16 protein-coding genes are annotated in these 17,035 nt (G+C 71.6%); 7 read left to right on the top strand and 9 right to left on the bottom strand.

What is annotated here, in order from left to right:
- Positions 1-40: 40 nt before the first annotated feature.
- From ACQKQD_RS13960 to maiA, 4 genes are all read right to left on the bottom strand, one after another.
- Positions 41-358, bottom strand: coding sequence for a hypothetical protein (locus ACQKQD_RS13960; protein ID WP_020092669.1), 318 nt, complete (start codon positions 356-358; stop codon positions 41-43).
- Positions 355-666 (bottom strand): EthD family reductase, encoded by a 312-nt coding sequence (locus ACQKQD_RS13965; RefSeq protein WP_020092668.1) that lies wholly within the window; start codon positions 664-666, stop codon positions 355-357. The genes ACQKQD_RS13960 and ACQKQD_RS13965 overlap by 4 nt, the downstream gene beginning before the upstream one ends.
- Before the next feature lie 65 nt (positions 667-731).
- Positions 732-2,063, bottom strand: coding sequence for an NAD(P)/FAD-dependent oxidoreductase (locus ACQKQD_RS13970; RefSeq protein WP_020092667.1), 1,332 nt, complete (start codon positions 2,061-2,063; stop codon positions 732-734).
- 140 nt (positions 2,064-2,203) lie between these two features.
- A complete protein-coding gene (maiA, locus tag ACQKQD_RS13975) occupies positions 2,204-2,851 on the bottom strand; it encodes a maleylacetoacetate isomerase (protein WP_091679640.1) in 648 nt (215 codons plus the stop codon).
- Between the two features lie 142 nt (positions 2,852-2,993).
- On the opposite strand from maiA, the gene moaB reads away from it, so the two are divergent.
- The gene (gene moaB / locus ACQKQD_RS13980) at positions 2,994-3,551 is read left to right on the top strand and encodes a molybdenum cofactor biosynthesis protein B (RefSeq protein ID WP_427508634.1); all 558 of its coding nucleotides are present in this window, start codon (positions 2,994-2,996) and stop codon (positions 3,549-3,551) included.
- 7 nt (positions 3,552-3,558) lie between these two features.
- Here the strand turns inward: moaB and ACQKQD_RS13985 are convergent, their stop codons facing one another.
- Positions 3,559-5,007, bottom strand: coding sequence for an amino acid permease (locus tag ACQKQD_RS13985; protein ID WP_427508635.1), 1,449 nt, complete (start codon positions 5,005-5,007; stop codon positions 3,559-3,561).
- Between the two features lie 164 nt (positions 5,008-5,171).
- A complete protein-coding gene (locus ACQKQD_RS13990) occupies positions 5,172-5,702 on the bottom strand; it encodes a hypothetical protein (RefSeq protein ID WP_427508636.1) in 531 nt (176 codons plus the stop codon).
- A gap of 158 nt (positions 5,703-5,860) precedes the next feature.
- Between ACQKQD_RS13990 and ACQKQD_RS13995 the strand changes: the two genes are divergently transcribed.
- A complete protein-coding gene (locus ACQKQD_RS13995) occupies positions 5,861-6,976 on the top strand; it encodes a PA0069 family radical SAM protein (RefSeq protein WP_427508637.1) in 1,116 nt (371 codons plus the stop codon).
- 708 nt (positions 6,977-7,684) lie between these two features.
- Positions 7,685-9,787, top strand: a complete 2,103-nt coding sequence (locus tag ACQKQD_RS14000; RefSeq protein WP_427508638.1) for a methyl-accepting chemotaxis protein — start codon at positions 7,685-7,687, stop codon at positions 9,785-9,787.
- A gap of 13 nt (positions 9,788-9,800) precedes the next feature.
- Here ACQKQD_RS14000 and ACQKQD_RS14005 read toward each other — a convergent pair whose 3' ends face one another.
- Genes ACQKQD_RS14005 through ACQKQD_RS14015 form a run of 3 tightly spaced genes read right to left on the bottom strand, consistent with a single transcriptional unit; the run spans position 9,801 to position 12,380 of the window.
- Positions 9,801-10,487, bottom strand: coding sequence for a ribonuclease HII (locus ACQKQD_RS14005; protein WP_427508639.1), 687 nt, complete (start codon positions 10,485-10,487; stop codon positions 9,801-9,803).
- 38 nt (positions 10,488-10,525) lie between these two features.
- A complete protein-coding gene (locus ACQKQD_RS14010) occupies positions 10,526-11,572 on the bottom strand; it encodes a glycosyltransferase family 4 protein (protein WP_020092659.1) in 1,047 nt (348 codons plus the stop codon).
- 10 nt (positions 11,573-11,582) lie between these two features.
- A complete protein-coding gene (locus ACQKQD_RS14015) occupies positions 11,583-12,380 on the bottom strand; it encodes a UDP-2,3-diacylglucosamine diphosphatase (protein ID WP_376738913.1) in 798 nt (265 codons plus the stop codon).
- A gap of 537 nt (positions 12,381-12,917) precedes the next feature.
- On the opposite strand from ACQKQD_RS14015, the gene ACQKQD_RS14020 reads away from it, so the two are divergent.
- The 4 genes from ACQKQD_RS14020 to fchA all read left to right on the top strand — a co-directional run bounded on the left by ACQKQD_RS14020 (position 12,918) and on the right by fchA (position 16,901).
- Positions 12,918-14,126: an aminotransferase class V-fold PLP-dependent enzyme gene (locus ACQKQD_RS14020; RefSeq protein ID WP_091926147.1), complete on the top strand. Its 1,209-nt coding sequence runs from the start codon at positions 12,918-12,920 to the stop codon at positions 14,124-14,126.
- A gap of 103 nt (positions 14,127-14,229) precedes the next feature.
- Complete coding sequence (locus ACQKQD_RS14025; RefSeq protein ID WP_091976758.1) at positions 14,230-15,174, top strand: D-2-hydroxyacid dehydrogenase; 945 nt, start codon at positions 14,230-14,232, stop codon at positions 15,172-15,174.
- A 211-nt stretch (positions 15,175-15,385) separates the two neighbouring features.
- A complete protein-coding gene (locus ACQKQD_RS14030) occupies positions 15,386-16,249 on the top strand; it encodes an NADP-dependent methylenetetrahydromethanopterin/methylenetetrahydrofolate dehydrogenase (RefSeq protein ID WP_427508640.1) in 864 nt (287 codons plus the stop codon).
- 10 nt (positions 16,250-16,259) lie between these two features.
- Positions 16,260-16,901 (top strand): methenyltetrahydrofolate cyclohydrolase, encoded by a 642-nt coding sequence (gene fchA / locus ACQKQD_RS14035; protein ID WP_427508641.1) that lies wholly within the window; start codon positions 16,260-16,262, stop codon positions 16,899-16,901.
- The last annotated feature ends 134 nt before the right edge of the window (positions 16,902-17,035 follow it).

The raw sequence follows: 17,035 nt of genomic DNA on the forward strand, positions 1-17,035 counted from the left end.
ACCGTTTGCTCCACTCGCAGAGACGGCGGCCCCGGAGCCGTCAGTCGGGAAGAGAGTCCCCCGGCTCCTCCGGCAGCGGGTCGCCGGTCCAGGTCGTCGCGAAGGCGGCGAGCTCCCGCGCGTCGGCGAAGGCCGCCACGGTGACCTCGCGCGCGGCCGGCTCCGCCCCCGGATAGGGGGCGAGCAGGACGCGCACCCGGGCGAGCCGGCCGCTCGGCGCCTTCTCGGCGATCCAGGCCTGCGCCTCCGGCGTGAACCGCTCCGGCCCGTCCAGGGCCCGGGCGTCCGTCCGCAGAACGACCACGTAGGTGCCGAGGCTCGGATCGGCCTCCTGCACCGCCTTGACGATGTCGATCACGGGTTTTCCGCGAAGTCGTTGATCTGCACCTGGGCCTGCGCCGCGGTGAAGTTCGGGATGTCGGCGAAGATCTCCTCGCCGTGGGCGGCGACGGCCTTCTTGAAGGCGTCGACCGACTCGAAGGTCAGGAGGGCCATCACCTGGAACGGGGCGGCGCCGCCGTCCGGCGTGCCGGCGCCCTTGACGACCTTCGCGTCGTGGAGGCCGAGGGACGACCAGCGCTCGCGCACCAGCGGCATGTGGTGGCCGAGGTAGTAGCCCATGTCGAAGCTCGGGCCGGCCGGGTACATCACGCTTACCAGGATCATGGCGTTTCCTTCCTGTGTCGCGCCCGGTCGATCCGGGCGCCCGTCCTCGGGTCGTACGGCGACGGTCAGTGCAGCTTCACCCGCGGCTCGGTGCGCCGGGTCAGCGCGCGGGCCAGGGTGTCGAGGGCGGTCTTGGCCGTGCCGTGCAGCGCCCGCTCGTGCATCTTGTAGAGCGAGCGGTACATCATCCGGGCGAACAGACCGGCGATGAGCATGTTCTTGCCGCGCACGAACCCCATCAGGCTGCCCACGGTCGAGTACTCGCCCAGCGAGACCAGCGAGCCGAAATCCTTGTACCGGAACGGCTTCAGCGGCTTTCCGTCGATCTTGGCCGGGATCTGGGCGATCAGGTGGCTCGCCTGCTGGTGGGCCGCCTGCGCGCGCGGCGGCACCGGCGTGTCGGAGCCGGCCTCGACCAGGTAGGCGCAGTCGCCGATGGCGAAGATGTCGGGGTCGCGGGTGGTCTGCAGCGTCGGCGTCACCACCAGCTGGTTGGTCCGCGTCGTCTCCAGGCCGCCGATGCCCTGCAGGAAGGGCGGTGCCTTCACGCCCGCCGCCCAGACGACCAGCTCGGACGGGATGAAGGTGCCGTCGGCGAGCTGCACGCCGTCGGCGCGCACCTCGGTGACCCGCGCCTTCACGCGCACGTCGACGCCGATCTTGCTGAGGAGCTGCATCACCTCGGCCGAGAGGCGCTGCGGCACCGCCGGGAGGATCCGGTCGGCGGCCTCGACCAGGGTGATGCGGATGTCCTTGCCCGGGTCGATCTTGTCGAGCCCGGTCGAGACGACGTGGCGCAGGGTCCGGTGGAGCTCGGCGGCGAGTTCCGTCCCGGTCGCGCCCGCGCCGATCACCGTGACGTGGAGCTGGCCGGGCCGGACTGGGCCGGCCTGCGTGTGCGCGCGCAGCGAGGCGTTCACGAGGCGCTGGTGGAAGCGCACCGCCTGGTCCTGGGTGTCGAGGGCGATGGCGTGCTCTGCGACGCCCGGCGTGCCGAAATCGTTGGTGGTGGAGCCCACCGCCATCACCAGCGTGTCGTAGGGGACGGCGCGCTCGGGCGTGATCTCGCGCCCTTCCGCGTCGTGGCTCGCGGCGAGCTGGATCGTGCGCGCCTCCCGGTCGAGCCCGGTCATCCGCCCGATCCGGTAGCGGAAGCCGTGCATGTGGGCGTGGTGCAGGTAGTCCACCGCGTGGTGGCCGACGTCGAGGCTGCCGGCCGCCACCTCGTGGAGCAGCGGCTTCCAGATATGCGTCCGGGCGCGGTCCACGAGGGTGACGTGCGCGCGCTTGCCGCGCCCGAGCTTGTCGCCGAGCTTCGTGACCAGCTGCAGTCCGGCTGCGCCGCCGCCGACCACCACGACGCGATGAAGGCCCGACTCGTTCTCGACGGATGCCATCGACACTCTTTCTCCCCCCGGACCGGGATCAGTCGCCGGCCTCCTTACACGGCCTGGGTTGCCGAATACCACATCGCCGGCCGCGACCCCCGGTCACGAGTGCGACGTCGTGCACCGGACGGGCGGCGCGCGGAGCCCGGTCACGCCGGCGGGGCGCCCGGCTGGCGCAGCGGATGCGCCTCCGCGACCGCCGGCAGGGCGAGGCAGGCCTCGGCGATTCGCGCGACCGTCGGGTAGGCCGCCGTGTCGATGCCGAAGATGCCCGTCCCGACCCAGAGGCTGACGAGGCAGAGGTCGGCGTGGCTCACCGAATCGCCCTGGCAGAACCGGCCCGTCCCCGGCTCGGTGGCGAGGCGCGTCTCCAGGGTCCGGAGGCCGGTCTCGAAGGCGTTGCGCAGGAAATCCAGCATGCGCTCCCGGGGCAGGCCGTAATGCTCCATCAGGAAGGTGCGCACCCGGGGCACGTAGAGCGGGTGGGTGTCGCACGCGACCACCTGCGCCAGCGAGCGGGCCCGGGCCCGGGCCCGGGGCTCCTCGGGCAGGAGGCGGACGCCGCCCCGGGTCTCCTCCAGGTAGTCGAGGATCGCCAGCGACTGGGTGAGCGGCGGCCCGTCGCCGTCGAACAGCGCCGGCACCGCGCCCTGCGGGTTGATCTTCCGGAACGCCGGCTCGTGCTGGTCGCCGGCGTCGAGATCGATGAAGGTCTCCTCGTAGGCGATGCCCTTCAGCTTCAGGGCGATCCGCACCCGGAAGGCCGCGGCCGAGCGCCAGTTGCCGTACATGTGCATGGGTCAGCGGTCTCCGACGGGGTCGAGCGAGCACAGCCGACTTCGCGGCGGGCCGCAAGAGGCGCGCGGGCGCGGCGGCCCCGGGGGCGACAAGCGGTCCCGCCGGGCCCATATCGGTCTCCCGCCCCGGAGAGCCCGCACGATGGCCGATCAGACCGACGCCCGCCGCTTCATCCCCCTGAACATCGCGGTCCTGACCGTCTCCGACACCCGCCGCCCGGAGGACGACCGGTCGGGCGACACCCTGACCCAGCGCCTCACCGCGGCGGGGCATGTCCTGGCGGCCCGGTCGATCGTCCCGGACGAGGTCCCGGCGATCCGCGCGCGGGTGGAGGCGTGGCTGCGCGACCCCGGCGTCGACGTGGTGATCACCACCGGCGGGACCGGCTTCACCGGCCGCGACGTCACCCCCGAGGCGCTGGAGCCGCTGTTCGAGAAGCGCATGGACGGCTTCTCGGCCGTGTTCCACCGGATCTCGTACGACAAGATCGGCACCTCGACCCTGCAGTCCCGCGCCACCGCGGGGGTCGCGCGGGCGACCTACGTGTTCGTGCTGCCGGGCTCGCCCGGCGCCTGCCGCGACGCCTGGGACGGGATCCTGGCCCAGCAGCTCGACTACCGGCACCGGCCCTGCAACTTCGTGGAGATCATGCCGCGCCTCGACGAGCACCTGCGGCGCGGCGCGAGCCTCACGGTGTGAGGCGGCGCTAGGCCAGATTCCCCTCCTTGCGGCGCAGGACCGAGTGCTTGCGGCCGTAGAAGAAGTACACGACGAGGCCGATCGCCATCCAGATCACCAGCCGCAGCCACGTGTCGAGGGGCAGGCCGATCATCAGGAGCAGGCAGGACAGGATGCCGAGGATCGGCACGACCGGCACGGCGGGCGCCCGGAACGGCCGCTTCATGGTGCGCTCGGCCCGCCGGAGGTAGAGCACCGAGCCGCAGACGAGGATGAAGGCGGCCAGCGTGCCGATGCTCACCATCTCGCCGAGGATGTGGATCGGCACCAGGGCCGCCACCACGGCGACCGCGGCCCCGATCATCGCCTGGCTGCGATACGGCGTCTGGTAGGTCGGGTGGACGTGGGAGAACATCTTCGGCAGCAGGCCGTCCTGCGCCATGGTGAAGAAGATCCGGCTCTGGCCGTAGAGCAGGACGAGGATCACCGTCGTCAGCCCGGTCAGCGCCCCGAGCTTGATAAGGAGGCTGAACCAGCCGATGCCGATCACGTCGACGCCCTTGGCGATCGGGTCCGGGACGTTGAGGTCCTTGTAGGGCACGAGACCGGTGAGCACGGCGGCGACCAGCACGTACAGGATCGTGCAGACCGCGAGCGAGCCCAGGATGCCGATGGGCATGTCCTTCTGGGGCTTGCGCGCCTCCTGGGCGGCGGTGGAGACCGCGTCGAAGCCGATGAAGGCGAAGAACACCACGCCCGCGCCGCGCAGGACGCCGCTGTAGCCGAAATGGCCGAAGGTCCCGTCGTTGTCCGGGATGAGCGGGCTCCAGTTCGCGGTGTTCACATGGCCCCAGCCCAGAGCGATGAAGGCGACCACGACGGTGAGCTTCACCGCGACCATGATGTTGTTGAAGAGCGCCGATTCCTTCGTGCCCCGCATCAGCAGGATCGTGATCAGCGCCACGATCAGGACCGCCGGCAGGTTCAGCAGCGCGGTCCCGCCGCCCTCGATCGGCGTGCCCGGCGCGTTGGCGAACTGCGCCGGGATCACGATGCCGACGCTCTTCAGGATGCTGGTCACGTAGCCCGACCAGCCGACCGCCACGGTGGCGGCGCCCATGGCGTATTCGAGGATCAGGTCCCAGCCGATCAGCCACGCGAAGAACTCGCCGAGCGTCGCGTAGGTGTAGGTGTAGCTCGATCCGGCGACCGGGATCAGCGCGGCCATCTCGGAGTAGCAGAGGCCGACGAAGGCGCAGGCGATGCCGCCGAGCACGAAGGACAGCATGATCCCCGGCCCGGCATACTGGGCCGCGGCCGTGCCGGTCAGGACGAAGATGCCGGCGCCGATGATCGCCCCGATGCCCATCGCGGTGATCGAGAGGGCGCCCAGCGACTTCGAGAGCTGCTGCTCGCCCTCGCCGCTCTCGACGATGTCCTCGACCGACTTGCGCCCCATCAGGCCCGACGAATCCATTGCACCATCCTTCCAGATCGGGGTGGCTCAGCGCGCGTCATCATGTCCGGAGACGGCGACGATCCTGTCGCGCTTTCAGAGTTGTAGAGGCGGATCGACCGACAACAACGTGAGCGGGCGCAAGATTCTTCCGAGCAAGATTCTCCCGAGCAAGATCTTTCCGGTCAGGCGCGCTCGATCCGTGCGATCAGTGGTCTGACCTTGAGGCGACCCGCGAACGTGCCCTCGGCACGCAGCGCCTCGCGCCGGACGACGTCGCCGGCCCGGGCCTGCCGGGCGCCGACGACGGTCTCCGCCCGTCTGACGAGCCGGCCGAGCCAGCGCCCGGCCGGGCGGTGCAGGCGGCCGAGCGCCGTCTCCGGCCGCGCGGTCCCGACGAAGCGGTCGAGGGTGCGGATCCAGCCCTCGGCCGGGACGTCGCCGGCCTCAAGGCACAGGATCCAGTCCCGCCGGGCCGCGGCGGCGCCCGCCGCGTAGGGATTGCCGCCCCGGTGCAGCACGAGGGTCGCGCCCGTGGCCTCCGCGACGGCCGCCACGGCCTCGCTCTCGCGGCCCGCGACGATCACCGCGTCGCCGACGAGGCCGCCGGCCACGCCGGAAACGAGCACGCTGAGCGTGTCGGCCAGGCGATCGATCGCGTCCGGATCGGCCGGTTCGGCCAGATAGGTCACGGCGGAGAGCATGAGCGCGCGCATAGACGATTCTGCGGCGCCGTAAACTGCCCCGCGGCCCGCGCGGCGACGCGCCGTCGCCCGGACGGGCTGCAGAGCCGCATTTGCCTGAAAAAAAGGCGCCCGTCGCCGTTGCGTTCGCTCTATGTTCTTGTATGGATGCGTGAGGGAGGCGAGTCGTCATGGGGGACACGCGCGACGGGACCGCCTCCGGGGCCGCGCCGCGACTCGGGCCGAGCGTCGCGGAACCGGCCGCCCGGCGGGGGCGCGGCGCGACGGCCAATCCGACGGGCCGATACGAATCCGCCCGGCGCGAGGCGTTCCAAGACGAGACCTGGACGGCGGACGCTCCGGCACCCCTGCGCACGGAGGTCACGCCGGAGCGGTCCGCCCGGATCATCGCGCGCAACAGCTCGCCCGACATCCCGTTCGACCGGTCGATCAACCCGTACCGGGGCTGCGAGCACGGCTGCATCTACTGCTACGCGCGCCCGACCCATGCCTGGCTCGGCCTGTCGCCGGGGCTCGACTTCGAGTCGCGGATCTTCACCAAGCCGGACGCCGCCCGGCTCCTCGCCCGCGAGATCGCCGCGCCGGGCTACCGGCCCGACACGATCGCCCTCGGCACCGCCACGGATCCCTACCAGCCGGTCGAGCGGGAGCACCGGCTCACCCGCGCGGTTCTGGAGGTGCTGCGGGAGGCCCGCCACCCCGTCAGCATCACCACCAAGTCGGACCTCGTGCTGCGCGACCTCGACCTCCTGGCCGAGATGGCGGCGGAGAACCTCGTGCTGGCGGCGATCTCGCTGCCGACGCTGGATCCGGACCTCGCCCGCCGCCTCGACCCGCGGGCGCCGCGGCCGGGCAAGCGGCTCGCGGCGATGCGGGGCCTGAGCGCGGCGGGCGTGCCCGTCATGGTCAACGTCTCGCCGATCATCCCCGGCCTGACGGACCACGAGATCGAATCGATCCTGGCCGAGGCGCGCGCGCACGGGGCGAGCCGGATCGGCCACGCGCTGCTGCGCCTCCCGGGCGAAGTCGCGGACCTCGTGGCGGACTGGTTCACGGAGCACTATCCCGAACGCAGGGCGCGGGCCTTCGCACTCCTGCGGGAAGCCCGGGGCGGGCGCGAGAACGACCCGCGCTTCGGCCACCGCTTCCGCGGGGAAGGCGCCTACGCGGCGATGATCGGCCAGCGGGTCCGGCTCGCCGGCACGCGTCTCGGTTTCGCCTTCGGGCGCATCGCGCTGAATCGCGACGCCTTCCGGAAGCCCGGCGCGCAGCTGGCGCTGTTCTGACACGCGACCGACGCGGCGGCGCGCGCGAGGCGGCGGACCTGTCCCACAGTACGGTTCAGCGAAAATTCCAGTCATTTTGGCCGGAAGCGGCGTAAAAATACATTTCCAAAGATAAAAAACGACTCAAATGTTGCTTCCAAAGTTGATTTTTAGATTTCTAACGTGTGGGGAAAGTCGCAGAGCGTAAGATTGACATCTGTGTCATTGTGGTTCAAATGCCTGAGATCGCGAGGTTTACTGCGAGATTTTGACCAAGTTTGATTGAGTTATCGCATTTCAGTTCTATATTGAGGGTCGTCCTGTGCGTAAGAGCGCGATTTTGTCCGGCGTCCGTGTCCGCAGATCCCGCCAATGGACGCTGTGCGCCGTGATCCGGTCGCGGGCGAGCCGCGCGCCGCGGCCCGGCTCGGTTCTGCCGGTCGCGACTGCCGGCCTTCCTTGAGACGGTAGCGTGTCGGGGTTTCGACCTCCGATGCCGACCTGGCGAACTCCCGGTCCGATGGCCGGACCGGGAGCGCCGGTGGGCCCCCGGACTCGCCGCGCCCTCGCCGCGCCCTTCGAGCGAACCGGGCCGGCGCCGCGTCGGGGTGCCTGTCGCGTCGCTCAGCCTTTCCGTCGACCGAGGCCGACCGGCCGCCCTGCTCGAACCGGGCAGCCCGGCGGCGGGCCGCACGCCTCGACGCACCGCGAAGAGAGATCCCGTTCCTCATGCTGCGTCTTCCGCGTCCGTCCATCGGCACGATCCTGTGCGCGATCCTGTTCTCACTCAGCGCCATGCTGCTGGCCGCGGGCGCCCGGACGGCGCTGGAGGCCGGGGCGCAGGAGCGGGAGAGCCGCCGCGTCGTCGCGCTCACGGAAGGCAGCCGGATCCTCCTCGAGATCCTGCTCGCCGTGCGCCTCGAGCGGGGGCGGACCCTGCAGGCGCTGATCGCCGCGGACAGGATCCCGCCCGCCGACGCGGCCCTGATCGCTCGACAGCGCGCGACCCGGATCGATCGTCTGGAAGCGCTCCTGAGGCTGGTGCGCGCGGTCGACACCGCCGCGGTGGCGAAGACGGTCGATCCGCTCCGACGGGCGCACGAGGCTGTCACCGGCCTGACGTCGCGGATCGACGCGGCCCTCGCGGTCCCGGTCGCGGAGCGCGACGCCGCGACCGAGGGGGTCGCCGCGACCGCCTTCCGGGATCTGCTCGACGCGCTCACGGCGACCAGCGGGGCCGTCGACGTCACGATCCCGCGCCGGGACGCGGCGCTGGCCCGCGCCCTGGACATCAAGCGCGCCGCCTGGATCACGCGGGTCGCGATCGGCGGCAACGTGGCGCGGGCCGAGACGGCCGTGACGCGGGGCACGGGCTGGTCCGAGGAGGAGCGCCTCGCGGAGGCCGAGGAGCGCGGCCGCGTCGCGGCGAGCTGGGCGAATCTCGTCGATCACATGGACGACACGCTGCCGCGGGCGGTCCAGGACGCCTTCGTGAGGGCGGGCAGCAGCAACTTCGAGGGCGAGGTCGCGGCGCGGCGGCAGGCCTTGCGGGCGGCCGTGAGCCGGGGCCAGCCGCCGGGCGTCGCGATCCAAGACCTGCGCGACCGCAACACGCGGGAGGTCAACACCATCGCCGACCTCGCCGAGGCGGCGCTGAACGCGATGGTCGCCCGCGCGCAGGCACTCTTCGCTGAGGCGGGGGCGACGCTGCTGCACACCGGCCTGTTCCTGGCCGCATCGGTGCTGCTCGCCGGTGCCGGCGCCGTCGTCGTCGTCCGCCGCGTGCTCGGGCCGCTCCGGGCCATGATCCAGGCGATGCGGGCGCTCGCCTCCGGCGACGTCGCCGTGGAGATCCCGGCCCGCGGGCGGCGGGACGAGATCGGCGCGATGGCGGCGGCCGTGGAGGTCTTCCGGGACAACCTCGTCCGCACCCGCGCCCTGGAGGCAGAGGCGGACGAGGCGGCGCGCGCCGCGGAGGCGCAGCGCCGGACCATGACGCACACGATGGCGCGGACCTTCGAGGCGGCGGTGGCCGGCATCGTCGGGCAGGTCTCCGCCGCCGCGGCCGAACTGCAGACCACGGCCTGGGAGATGACCACCACAGCCCAGGAGACGGCCAGCCAGTCCGATACCGTGGCCGCGGCCGCCGAGGAGGCGTCCGCCGGCGTCAGGACGGTGGCCGCCGCGGTGGAGGAACTCGGCACCTCCGTCCAGGAGATCGGGCGGCAGGTCCAGGGCTCGTCCGAGCTGGCCCGGAGCGCGGTCGGCGAGGCCGACCAGACGGCCGCCCTGGTGGCGGCGCTGAACGCGTCCGTCGCCCGGGTCGACGCCGTCGTCGAGCTGATCGCCCGCATCGCCGCGCAGACGAACCTGCTGGCGCTCAACGCCACGATCGAGGCGGCGCGGGCCGGCGAGGCCGGGCGCGGCTTCGCGGTCGTCGCGACCGAGGTCAAGGAACTGGCCGCCCAGACCGGTCGGGCCACCGACGAGGTCGGCCGGCAGATCGGCGAGATCCGGGCCGTGACCGGTCAGGCGGTGCGGGCGATCGGGACGATCACCGGCCGGATCGGGGAGATCGACGCCGTGGCCGCCGCCATCGCGGCCGCGGTGGAGCAGCAGGGAGCGGCGACGCAGGAGATCGTCCGCAACGTCGCCCAGGCCAATACCGGCACGCAGGAGGTCACCGGCAACATCGCCGGCGTGGCGCAGGCGGCCGACCGGACCGGCCGCGCGGCCGACCACGTGCTGACGGCCGCCACCGCGCTCACGCGTCAGTCGGAGGAACTCGCCGCGGAGGTCGAGCGCTTCCTAACCGGCGTCCGGGCCGCGTGACCCGTCGCCCGGCTCAGTCGAAGCCGCGGGTGAAGCTGAGCCGGTGGTGGGGGCTGCGCCCGAGCTGCGACAGGCCGGCGCGGTGGACGGCCGTCCCGTAGCCGACATTGCGCTCCCAGCCGTAGCCGGGATGGCGCCGGGCGAGCCGCCGCATCAGCTGGTCCCGGAGCACCTTGGCGACGATCGACGCGGCGGCGATCTGGGGCACCAAGTGGTCGCCGCCGACGACGGCGCGGCCGGGCAAGCCCGGCAGGGCGTCGCGCCCGTCGACCAGCACGGGCGCGGCGAGGCCGAGCCGCGCCACCGCCCGCGCCATGGCGTCGAGGGTCGCGCCGCGGATGTTGATCCGGTCGATCAGGGCGCGCGACCCCGCCGCCACCGCGACCCGCGCGTGGGCGCGGATCAGGGGGGCCAACCGGTCGCGCACGGGCTCGGGGACGCGCTTGCTGTCGTCGAGGGCCGCGAGCAGGTCGGCCGGGATCGCCGCCGGATCGAACCAGACCGCGGCCACCACCACGGGCCCGCAGAGCGCGCCGCGCCCGACCTCGTCGCAGCCGATCGCCGCCGGATAGGCGGCGGCCCGGGCGGGATCGAACGGCCCGGCGACCGGGGGCCGGGCTCTGGCGGACCCGGCCGGTCCGGCGGGCGATCCGGCTGGCGGCTTGGCGGGTGGCTTGGCGGGTGGCTTGGCGGGTGGCATCGCGCCCTCCTGCCATTCCGCGCGGACGCCGTCACGCGTCAGGCGGCGTCGCGGGTGCTCCGGGCGCCGCCATGCGCCTCGACGATGTTGCCGAAGAACTGCCGGGCGCTCACGTCCCAGCCGCGGCGCAGGGCCTCGGCCCGGCACTCGGCGCGCGACAGGCGCAGGGCCGCCAGCGCGGCGACCCGCAGATCCGGGTCGAGCACGCCGACCCGCGTGCCGCCGACGACGTCGTTCGGACCCGGCACCGGGAAGGCCGCCACCGGGAGCCCGCTGGCCAGGGCCTCCAGGAGCACGATACCGAACGTGTCGGTGAGGCTCGGGAAGACGAAAACGTCGCAGGCCGCGTAGACCGCCGAGAGGTCCGCGCCGGTGCGGGTGCCGAGGAAGTGCGCCGCCGGCGCGAGCGCCTGCAGCCGCGCGCGGTCCGGACCGTCGCCGACCACCACCTTCGTGCCGGGCAGGTCGAGGGCGAGGAAGGCCGCGACGTTCTTCTCCACGGCGAGCCGACCGACGTAGAGGAACAGCGGCCCCGGCAGGCCGGCGAGTTCCGCCGGCACGGGCGTCCCGGGCTCGGCCGGCCGGAACCGCTCCGTGTCCACGCCCCGGGTCCAGCGCATCAGCCGGCCGAAACCCCGCGCCGCGAGTTCGCCCTGGAGCGAGGCGGTGCTGACCATCGTCCCGCGGGCGGCGCCGTGGAACCGGCGCAGGTACGCGTAGGACCACGCCTCCGGCACCGGGGCGCGGGCGGCGAGGTATTCCGGGAAGCGCGTGTGGTAGCTCGTCGTGAAGGGCAGGTCGTGCGCGAGGCAGTGCCGGCGCGCCGCGAGGCCGACCGGCCCCTCCGTGGCGATGTGCACGTGGCTCGGCCGCTCGGCCCGCCAGCGCGCCGCCACCCGCTCGCGCCCGGCATAGGCGAGGCGGATCTCCGGGTAGCCCGGCAGCGGCAGCGAGCGGAAATCCGCCACGGACAGCAGCGTCGTGGCGAAGCCGTGCTCCGGCGCGCGCCGGACCATCTGCTCGAGGGAGCGCACGACGCCGTTCACCTGGGGGTGCCACGCGTCGCTGGCGATCAGGAGCTTCACGGCGGCGCCCTCACGCCACCGCGCGCCGGCCCGGCAGGGGCTGCGGCACGACCTCGGCCTCCCGCGCCCGCAGGAGGCTCGGGTAGTGCAGCACCTCGATCCGGCCGTCGTAGTGCTCCACGAGCCCGGTGCAGGATTCCACCCAGTCGCCGGTGTTGAGGTAGCGCAGGTCGCCGATCGGCCGGTCCGCGGCGTGGTGGATGTGGCCGCAGATCACCCCGTCGGCGCCCTGGCGGCGGGCCTCCTCGGCCAGGATCGTCTCGAAGCGGCCGATGAAACTCACGGCGTTCTTCACGCGCAGCTTCGCCCAGGCCGACAGCGACCAGTAGGACAGGCCGAGCCGCCGCCGGACCTTGTTGATCAGCGTGTTGAGGGAGAGCGCCAGCGTGTAGGCGCCGTCGCCCAGATGGGCGAGCCACGGCGAGTGGCGCACCACCATGTCGAACTGGTCGCCGTGGATGACGAGGTAGCGCTTGCCGTCCGCCGCCTCGTGGATCGCGGTCTCGGCGAGCTCGATGCCGCCGAAGCTCGTGCCCACGTAGTCGCGCAGGAACTCGTCGTGGTTGCCGGGCAGGTAGACGATCCGCGCGCCCTTGCGGACCTTGCGCAGGAGCTTCTGCACCACGTCGTTGTGCTCCTGCGGCCAGTACCAGCCCGAGCGCAGCTGCCAGCCGTCCACGATGTCGCCGACGAGGTAGATCGTGTCGGCGTCGTAGTCCTTCAGGAACGACAGCAGCAGGCCGGCCTGGCAGCCGCGCGTGCCGAGATGCAGGTCGGACAGGAACAGCGTCCGCACGCGGACCGGCATCTCCTCAACCTCGGCCACGGCATCCTCTCCCGGCGGCTGAACGGTGCCGGGATCCAGAGCGCGATCCGATCTCAGTTTGATGACGCGGGTTCCGACGGGGCGGAAAGACTTCGGTGTGCGGTGCCGCGAAGCCTCTCAACCGGAGCACGACTTCGTTGCGGCGCACAAAAAATTTTTTTGGCAAGTTCCGGAAGTTTTTCCGGTTTTCCTTTCGAGCCTCACCGCCTCATAATACCAAGAACCGGCCGCTCGGCACGAGCACGGCCGGACCTTGACAGGAAGGCGGCGAGGACGGCCCTGGAGCCGTTGGACGGGACGGCAATTCGGAGGCGACCGGCGCGCGGGGGCGCGCCGCGACGCGAGCGGCGTGAGGCCGCCTGCCGCTCCGCGGAGACCCCCCGATCACGGCAGAGGATGGCGTTCGAGGGGGTGCGGCGCGAGCCGCTCTCGACGGCGCCGGACCGACTCCCTGAGGACGCTTGGACAACCCGGCGCGGGTTCACGCCCGCGCGCAATGGACTTTTCGGAGGAAACATCATGGCCGCAACCCGGCGCCCCGGTCGCAACCACCTCTTCATCCCGGGCCCCACCAACATCCCGGAGCGCGTCCTGCGCGCCATGCACGTGCCGTCGGAGGATCACCGCTCGCCGAGCTTCCCCGAGCTGGTGAAGCCGCTCCTGCAGGACTCCAAGATGGTGTTCGGCTCGACCGCCGGGACGGTCATCCTGTTCCCGTCCTCGGGCACCGGCATCTGGGAATCGGCCCTGTCCAACACCCTCTGCCGCGGCGACACGGTGCTGACCTCGCGCTACGGCCAGTTCAGCCACCTCTGGGTCGACATGGCCCAGCGCCTCGGCCTCGACGTGGTCGTCCAGGAGGAGGAGTGGGGCACCGGCGCCGATCCGCAGAAGATCGAGGAGGCCCTGCGCGCCGACAAGGACCATAAGATCAAGGCCGTCATGGTCGTCCACAACGAGACCGCCACCGGCGTCACCAGCGACATCGGCGCGGTGCGGAAGGCGATCGACGCCGCCGGGCACCCGGCCCTGCTGTTCGTGGACGGCATCTCGTCGATCGGCTCTCTGCCGTTCGAGATGGACGCGTGGAAGGTCGACTGCGCCATCGCGGGCTCGCAGAAGGGCTTCATGCTGCCGGCCGGCCTCGGCCTGATCTGCATCAGCCCGAAGGCGCTCAAGATCGCCGAGAGCGGCACCGGCCGCAACGACCGGCTCGGCCACGCCTACTTCGCCTGGAAGGATCAGCTGGCCGCCAACGCCACCGGCTACTTCCCCTACACCCCCGTCCTGCCGCTGCTCTACGGCCTGCGCGAGGCCCTGGCGGTCGTGAAGGAAGAGGGGCTGGAGAACGTCTACCACCGCCACCACGTCCTCGCCGAGGCGACCCGCCAGGCGGTCGCGGCCTGGGGCCTCAAGCCCTGCGCCAAGGAGCCCAAGTGGAACTCCGACACGGTCACGGCGATCGTGGTGCCGGAGGGCGCCGACGCCGCCAAGGTGATCACCCACGCCTACGAGCGCTACAACCTCTCGCTGGGCGCCGGCCTGTCGAAAGTCGCCGGCAAGGTGTTCCGCATCGGCCACCTGGGCGACCTGAACGAGCTGTCGCTGCTGGGCGCCATCGCGGGCGCCGAGATGGCCATGCTCGATTGCGGCATCAAGGTCACGCCGGGCTCGGGAGTCGCCGCCGCCTCCAGCTACCTGCGCGAGAATCCGCTGCATAAGGCGTGATCTGCGCCCGCGATCGGGGCGGGACCGGGTTGCCGGGCCCGCCCCGACGCGCAAGTAAGAACAAGACTATCGAGGAAACCGCCCGTCGTACGAGAGGGGTCCTATGACCAAGAAGATCGTGTTCCTGGATCGTGAATCCCTCGATGCCAGGGTCCGACCGTTCAATTTCCCCCACGAATACGTCGAGCACGAGTCGACCTGGACGCCGGAGGAGATCGTCTCCCGCCTCCAGGGCGCGGAGATCGCGCTGATCAACAAGGTCCCGATGCGGGCCGAGACGCTGAAGCAGCTCCCCGACCTGAAGCTGATCGCGGTCGCCGCCACTGGCACCGACGTGGTCGACAAGGCCCAGGCCAAGGCCCAGGGGGTCACGGTCGTCAACATCCGCAACTACGCGTTCAACACCGTGCCGGAGCACGTGGTCGGGCTGATGTTCGCCCTGCGCCGGGCGATCGTGCCCTACGCCAACTCGGTGCGGCGCGGCGACTGGGCGAAGTCCAAGCAGTTCTGCTACTTCGACTATCCGATCTACGACATCGCCGGCTCGACGCTCGGCATCGTCGGCTACGGGGCGCTGGGCAAGTCGATCGCCAAGCGCGCCGAGGCGCTGGGCATGAAGGTCATCGCCTACGACGTGTTCCCGCAGGACGGGCTGGTCGATTTCGAGACGATCCTGACGCAGTCCGACGTGATCACGCTGCACGTGCCGCTGACCCCCGACACCAAGGGGATGATCGGCGCCGCCGAGCTCAAGAAGATGAAGAAGAGCGCAATCCTCATCAACACGGCCCGCGGCGGCCTCGTGGACGAGGCGGCGCTGCTCGAGGCGCTCAGGGACGGCACCATCGCGGGCGCCGGGTTCGACGTGGTGGCGCAGGAGCCGCCCAAGGACGGCAACATCCTGTGCGACGCCGACCTGCCGAACCTGATCGTCACGCCGCACGTCGCCTGGGCGAGCAAGGAGGCGATGCAGATCCTGGCCGATCAGCTCGTCGACAACGTCGAGGCCTTCGTGGCGGGCAAGCCGCAGAACGTGGTGGAAGCCTAAGCTCAAAATCAGCAACGGGCGTTCCCCTCCCCCTTGGGGGGAGGGGCCAGGGGGTGGGGGTGGTGCAGGAGGCACTGCTCCGCTCAATTCTGCACCACCCCCACCTCCGGCTCCTCCCCGCAAGGGGGAGGAGCGGGGGCTGCGTCCACGCATCGACCCAACCAACATCAGCGCCGGCGCCCCACGGGCGCGACGGAAAGGTCCCAGGAAAATGACGAAGAAGCTGCTGTTCCTGTTCGACACCGATGCCGTGCCGAACGTGTTCGACACGGTCGTCGGCTACGACGGCGGCGCCGACCACATCACCGGCTACGGCGGCGTGAATCCCGACAATGTCGGCGCCCTGGTCGACGGCACGATCTACACCCGCGGCGGCTCCGAGAAGAAGTCGACGGCGATCTTCGTCGGCGGCGGCAGCATGGCGGCGGGCGAGGCGCTGTTCACCGCCGTCAAGAAGCGCTTCTTCGGCCCGTTCCGGGTCTCGGTGATGCTCGATTCCAACGGCTCCAACACCACGGCCGCCGCGGGCGTCGCGCTGGTGGCCAAGGCCGCGGGCTCGCTCCAGGGCAAGAAGGCCGTCGTGCTGGCGGGCACCGGCCCGGTCGGCATGCGCTCGGCCGCTCTGCTCGCCGGCGAGGGCGCCGAGGTCACCATCGCGGGCCGCGCCCTCGACAAGACCCAGGCCGCCGCGGACCAGATCAACACGCGCTTCAAGGTCAACGTGAAGGCCGCCGCGACCCCCGACCAGGCCTCCCGCGTCGCCCTGGTGAAGGGCACGAACCTCGTGTTCACGGCCGGCGCCATCGGCGTCGAGCTGCTGCCGGAAGCCGCCTGGGCGCAGGAATCGTCGATCGAGTTCGTCGCCGACTACAACGCCCAGCCCCCGACGGGCATCGGCGGCATCGACGTGATGGACAAGGGCAAGGAGCGCAACGGCAAGCAGGCCTTCGGGGCGCTGGGCATCGGCGGCCTGAAGCTCAAGCTGCACCGGGCCTGCGTCGGCCAGCTCTTCGAGAGCACCGACAAGGTGCTCGACGCCGAGGAGATCTACGCCCTCGCCAAGACGATGGCCTGAGGAGGCGCCGGTGACCGAGACGCATCGCCCCGAGACCGACAGCATCGAGAAATTCCTGACGGAGCTGGCGAGCGCTGCCCCCACCCCCGGGGGCGGCGGCGCGGCGGCGATCTCCGGCGCCATGGGCGCGGCCCTTGTGTCGATGGTCTGCAACCTCACCATCGGCAAGAAGAAGTACGTCGAGGTCGAGGCCGAGCTGAAGGAGGTCCTGGCCAAGTCCGAGGGCCTGCGGGTCGTGCTCACCGGCATGATCGGCGAGGACGTCCAGGCCTTCGACGCCGTCATGGGCGCCTACGGCCTGCCCAAGAACACCGACGACGAGAAGGCGGCCCGCGCCGAGAAGATCCAGGCGGCGCTCAAGACCGCCTGCGACGTGCCGCTCGCCTGCTGCCGGGCCTGCCGCGCGGTGATCGACCTCGCGGCCATCACCGCCGACAAGGGCAACCTCAACGTCGTGTCGGATGCCGGCGTGGCGGTGCTCTTCGCCTATGCCGGCCTGCGCAGCGCGGCGCTGAACGTCTACGTGAACGCCAAGGGTCTCGAGGACCGCGCGTTCGCCGAGGAGCGGCTGAAGGAGCTGGAGGATCTGCTCGGCGAGGCCGGCGCACTCACCGAGAAGGTCTACGCGGTCGTCAAGGACAAGGTGAACTGAACCGGCGACTTGGGTCAGCACCGCGCGTCACAGCGTGCTCGGTCGGCCCCGTCGACGCCGCCGTCTCTGCGAGCGCAGCGAAGCAATCCAGTTGGCGCCACGATCTCAGAGGTCGCGCTGCCCTGGGTCACGTC

This window comes from Methylobacterium sp. NPDC080182 (assembly GCF_050281105.1).
Lineage (GTDB): Bacteria > Pseudomonadota > Alphaproteobacteria > Rhizobiales > Beijerinckiaceae > Methylobacterium.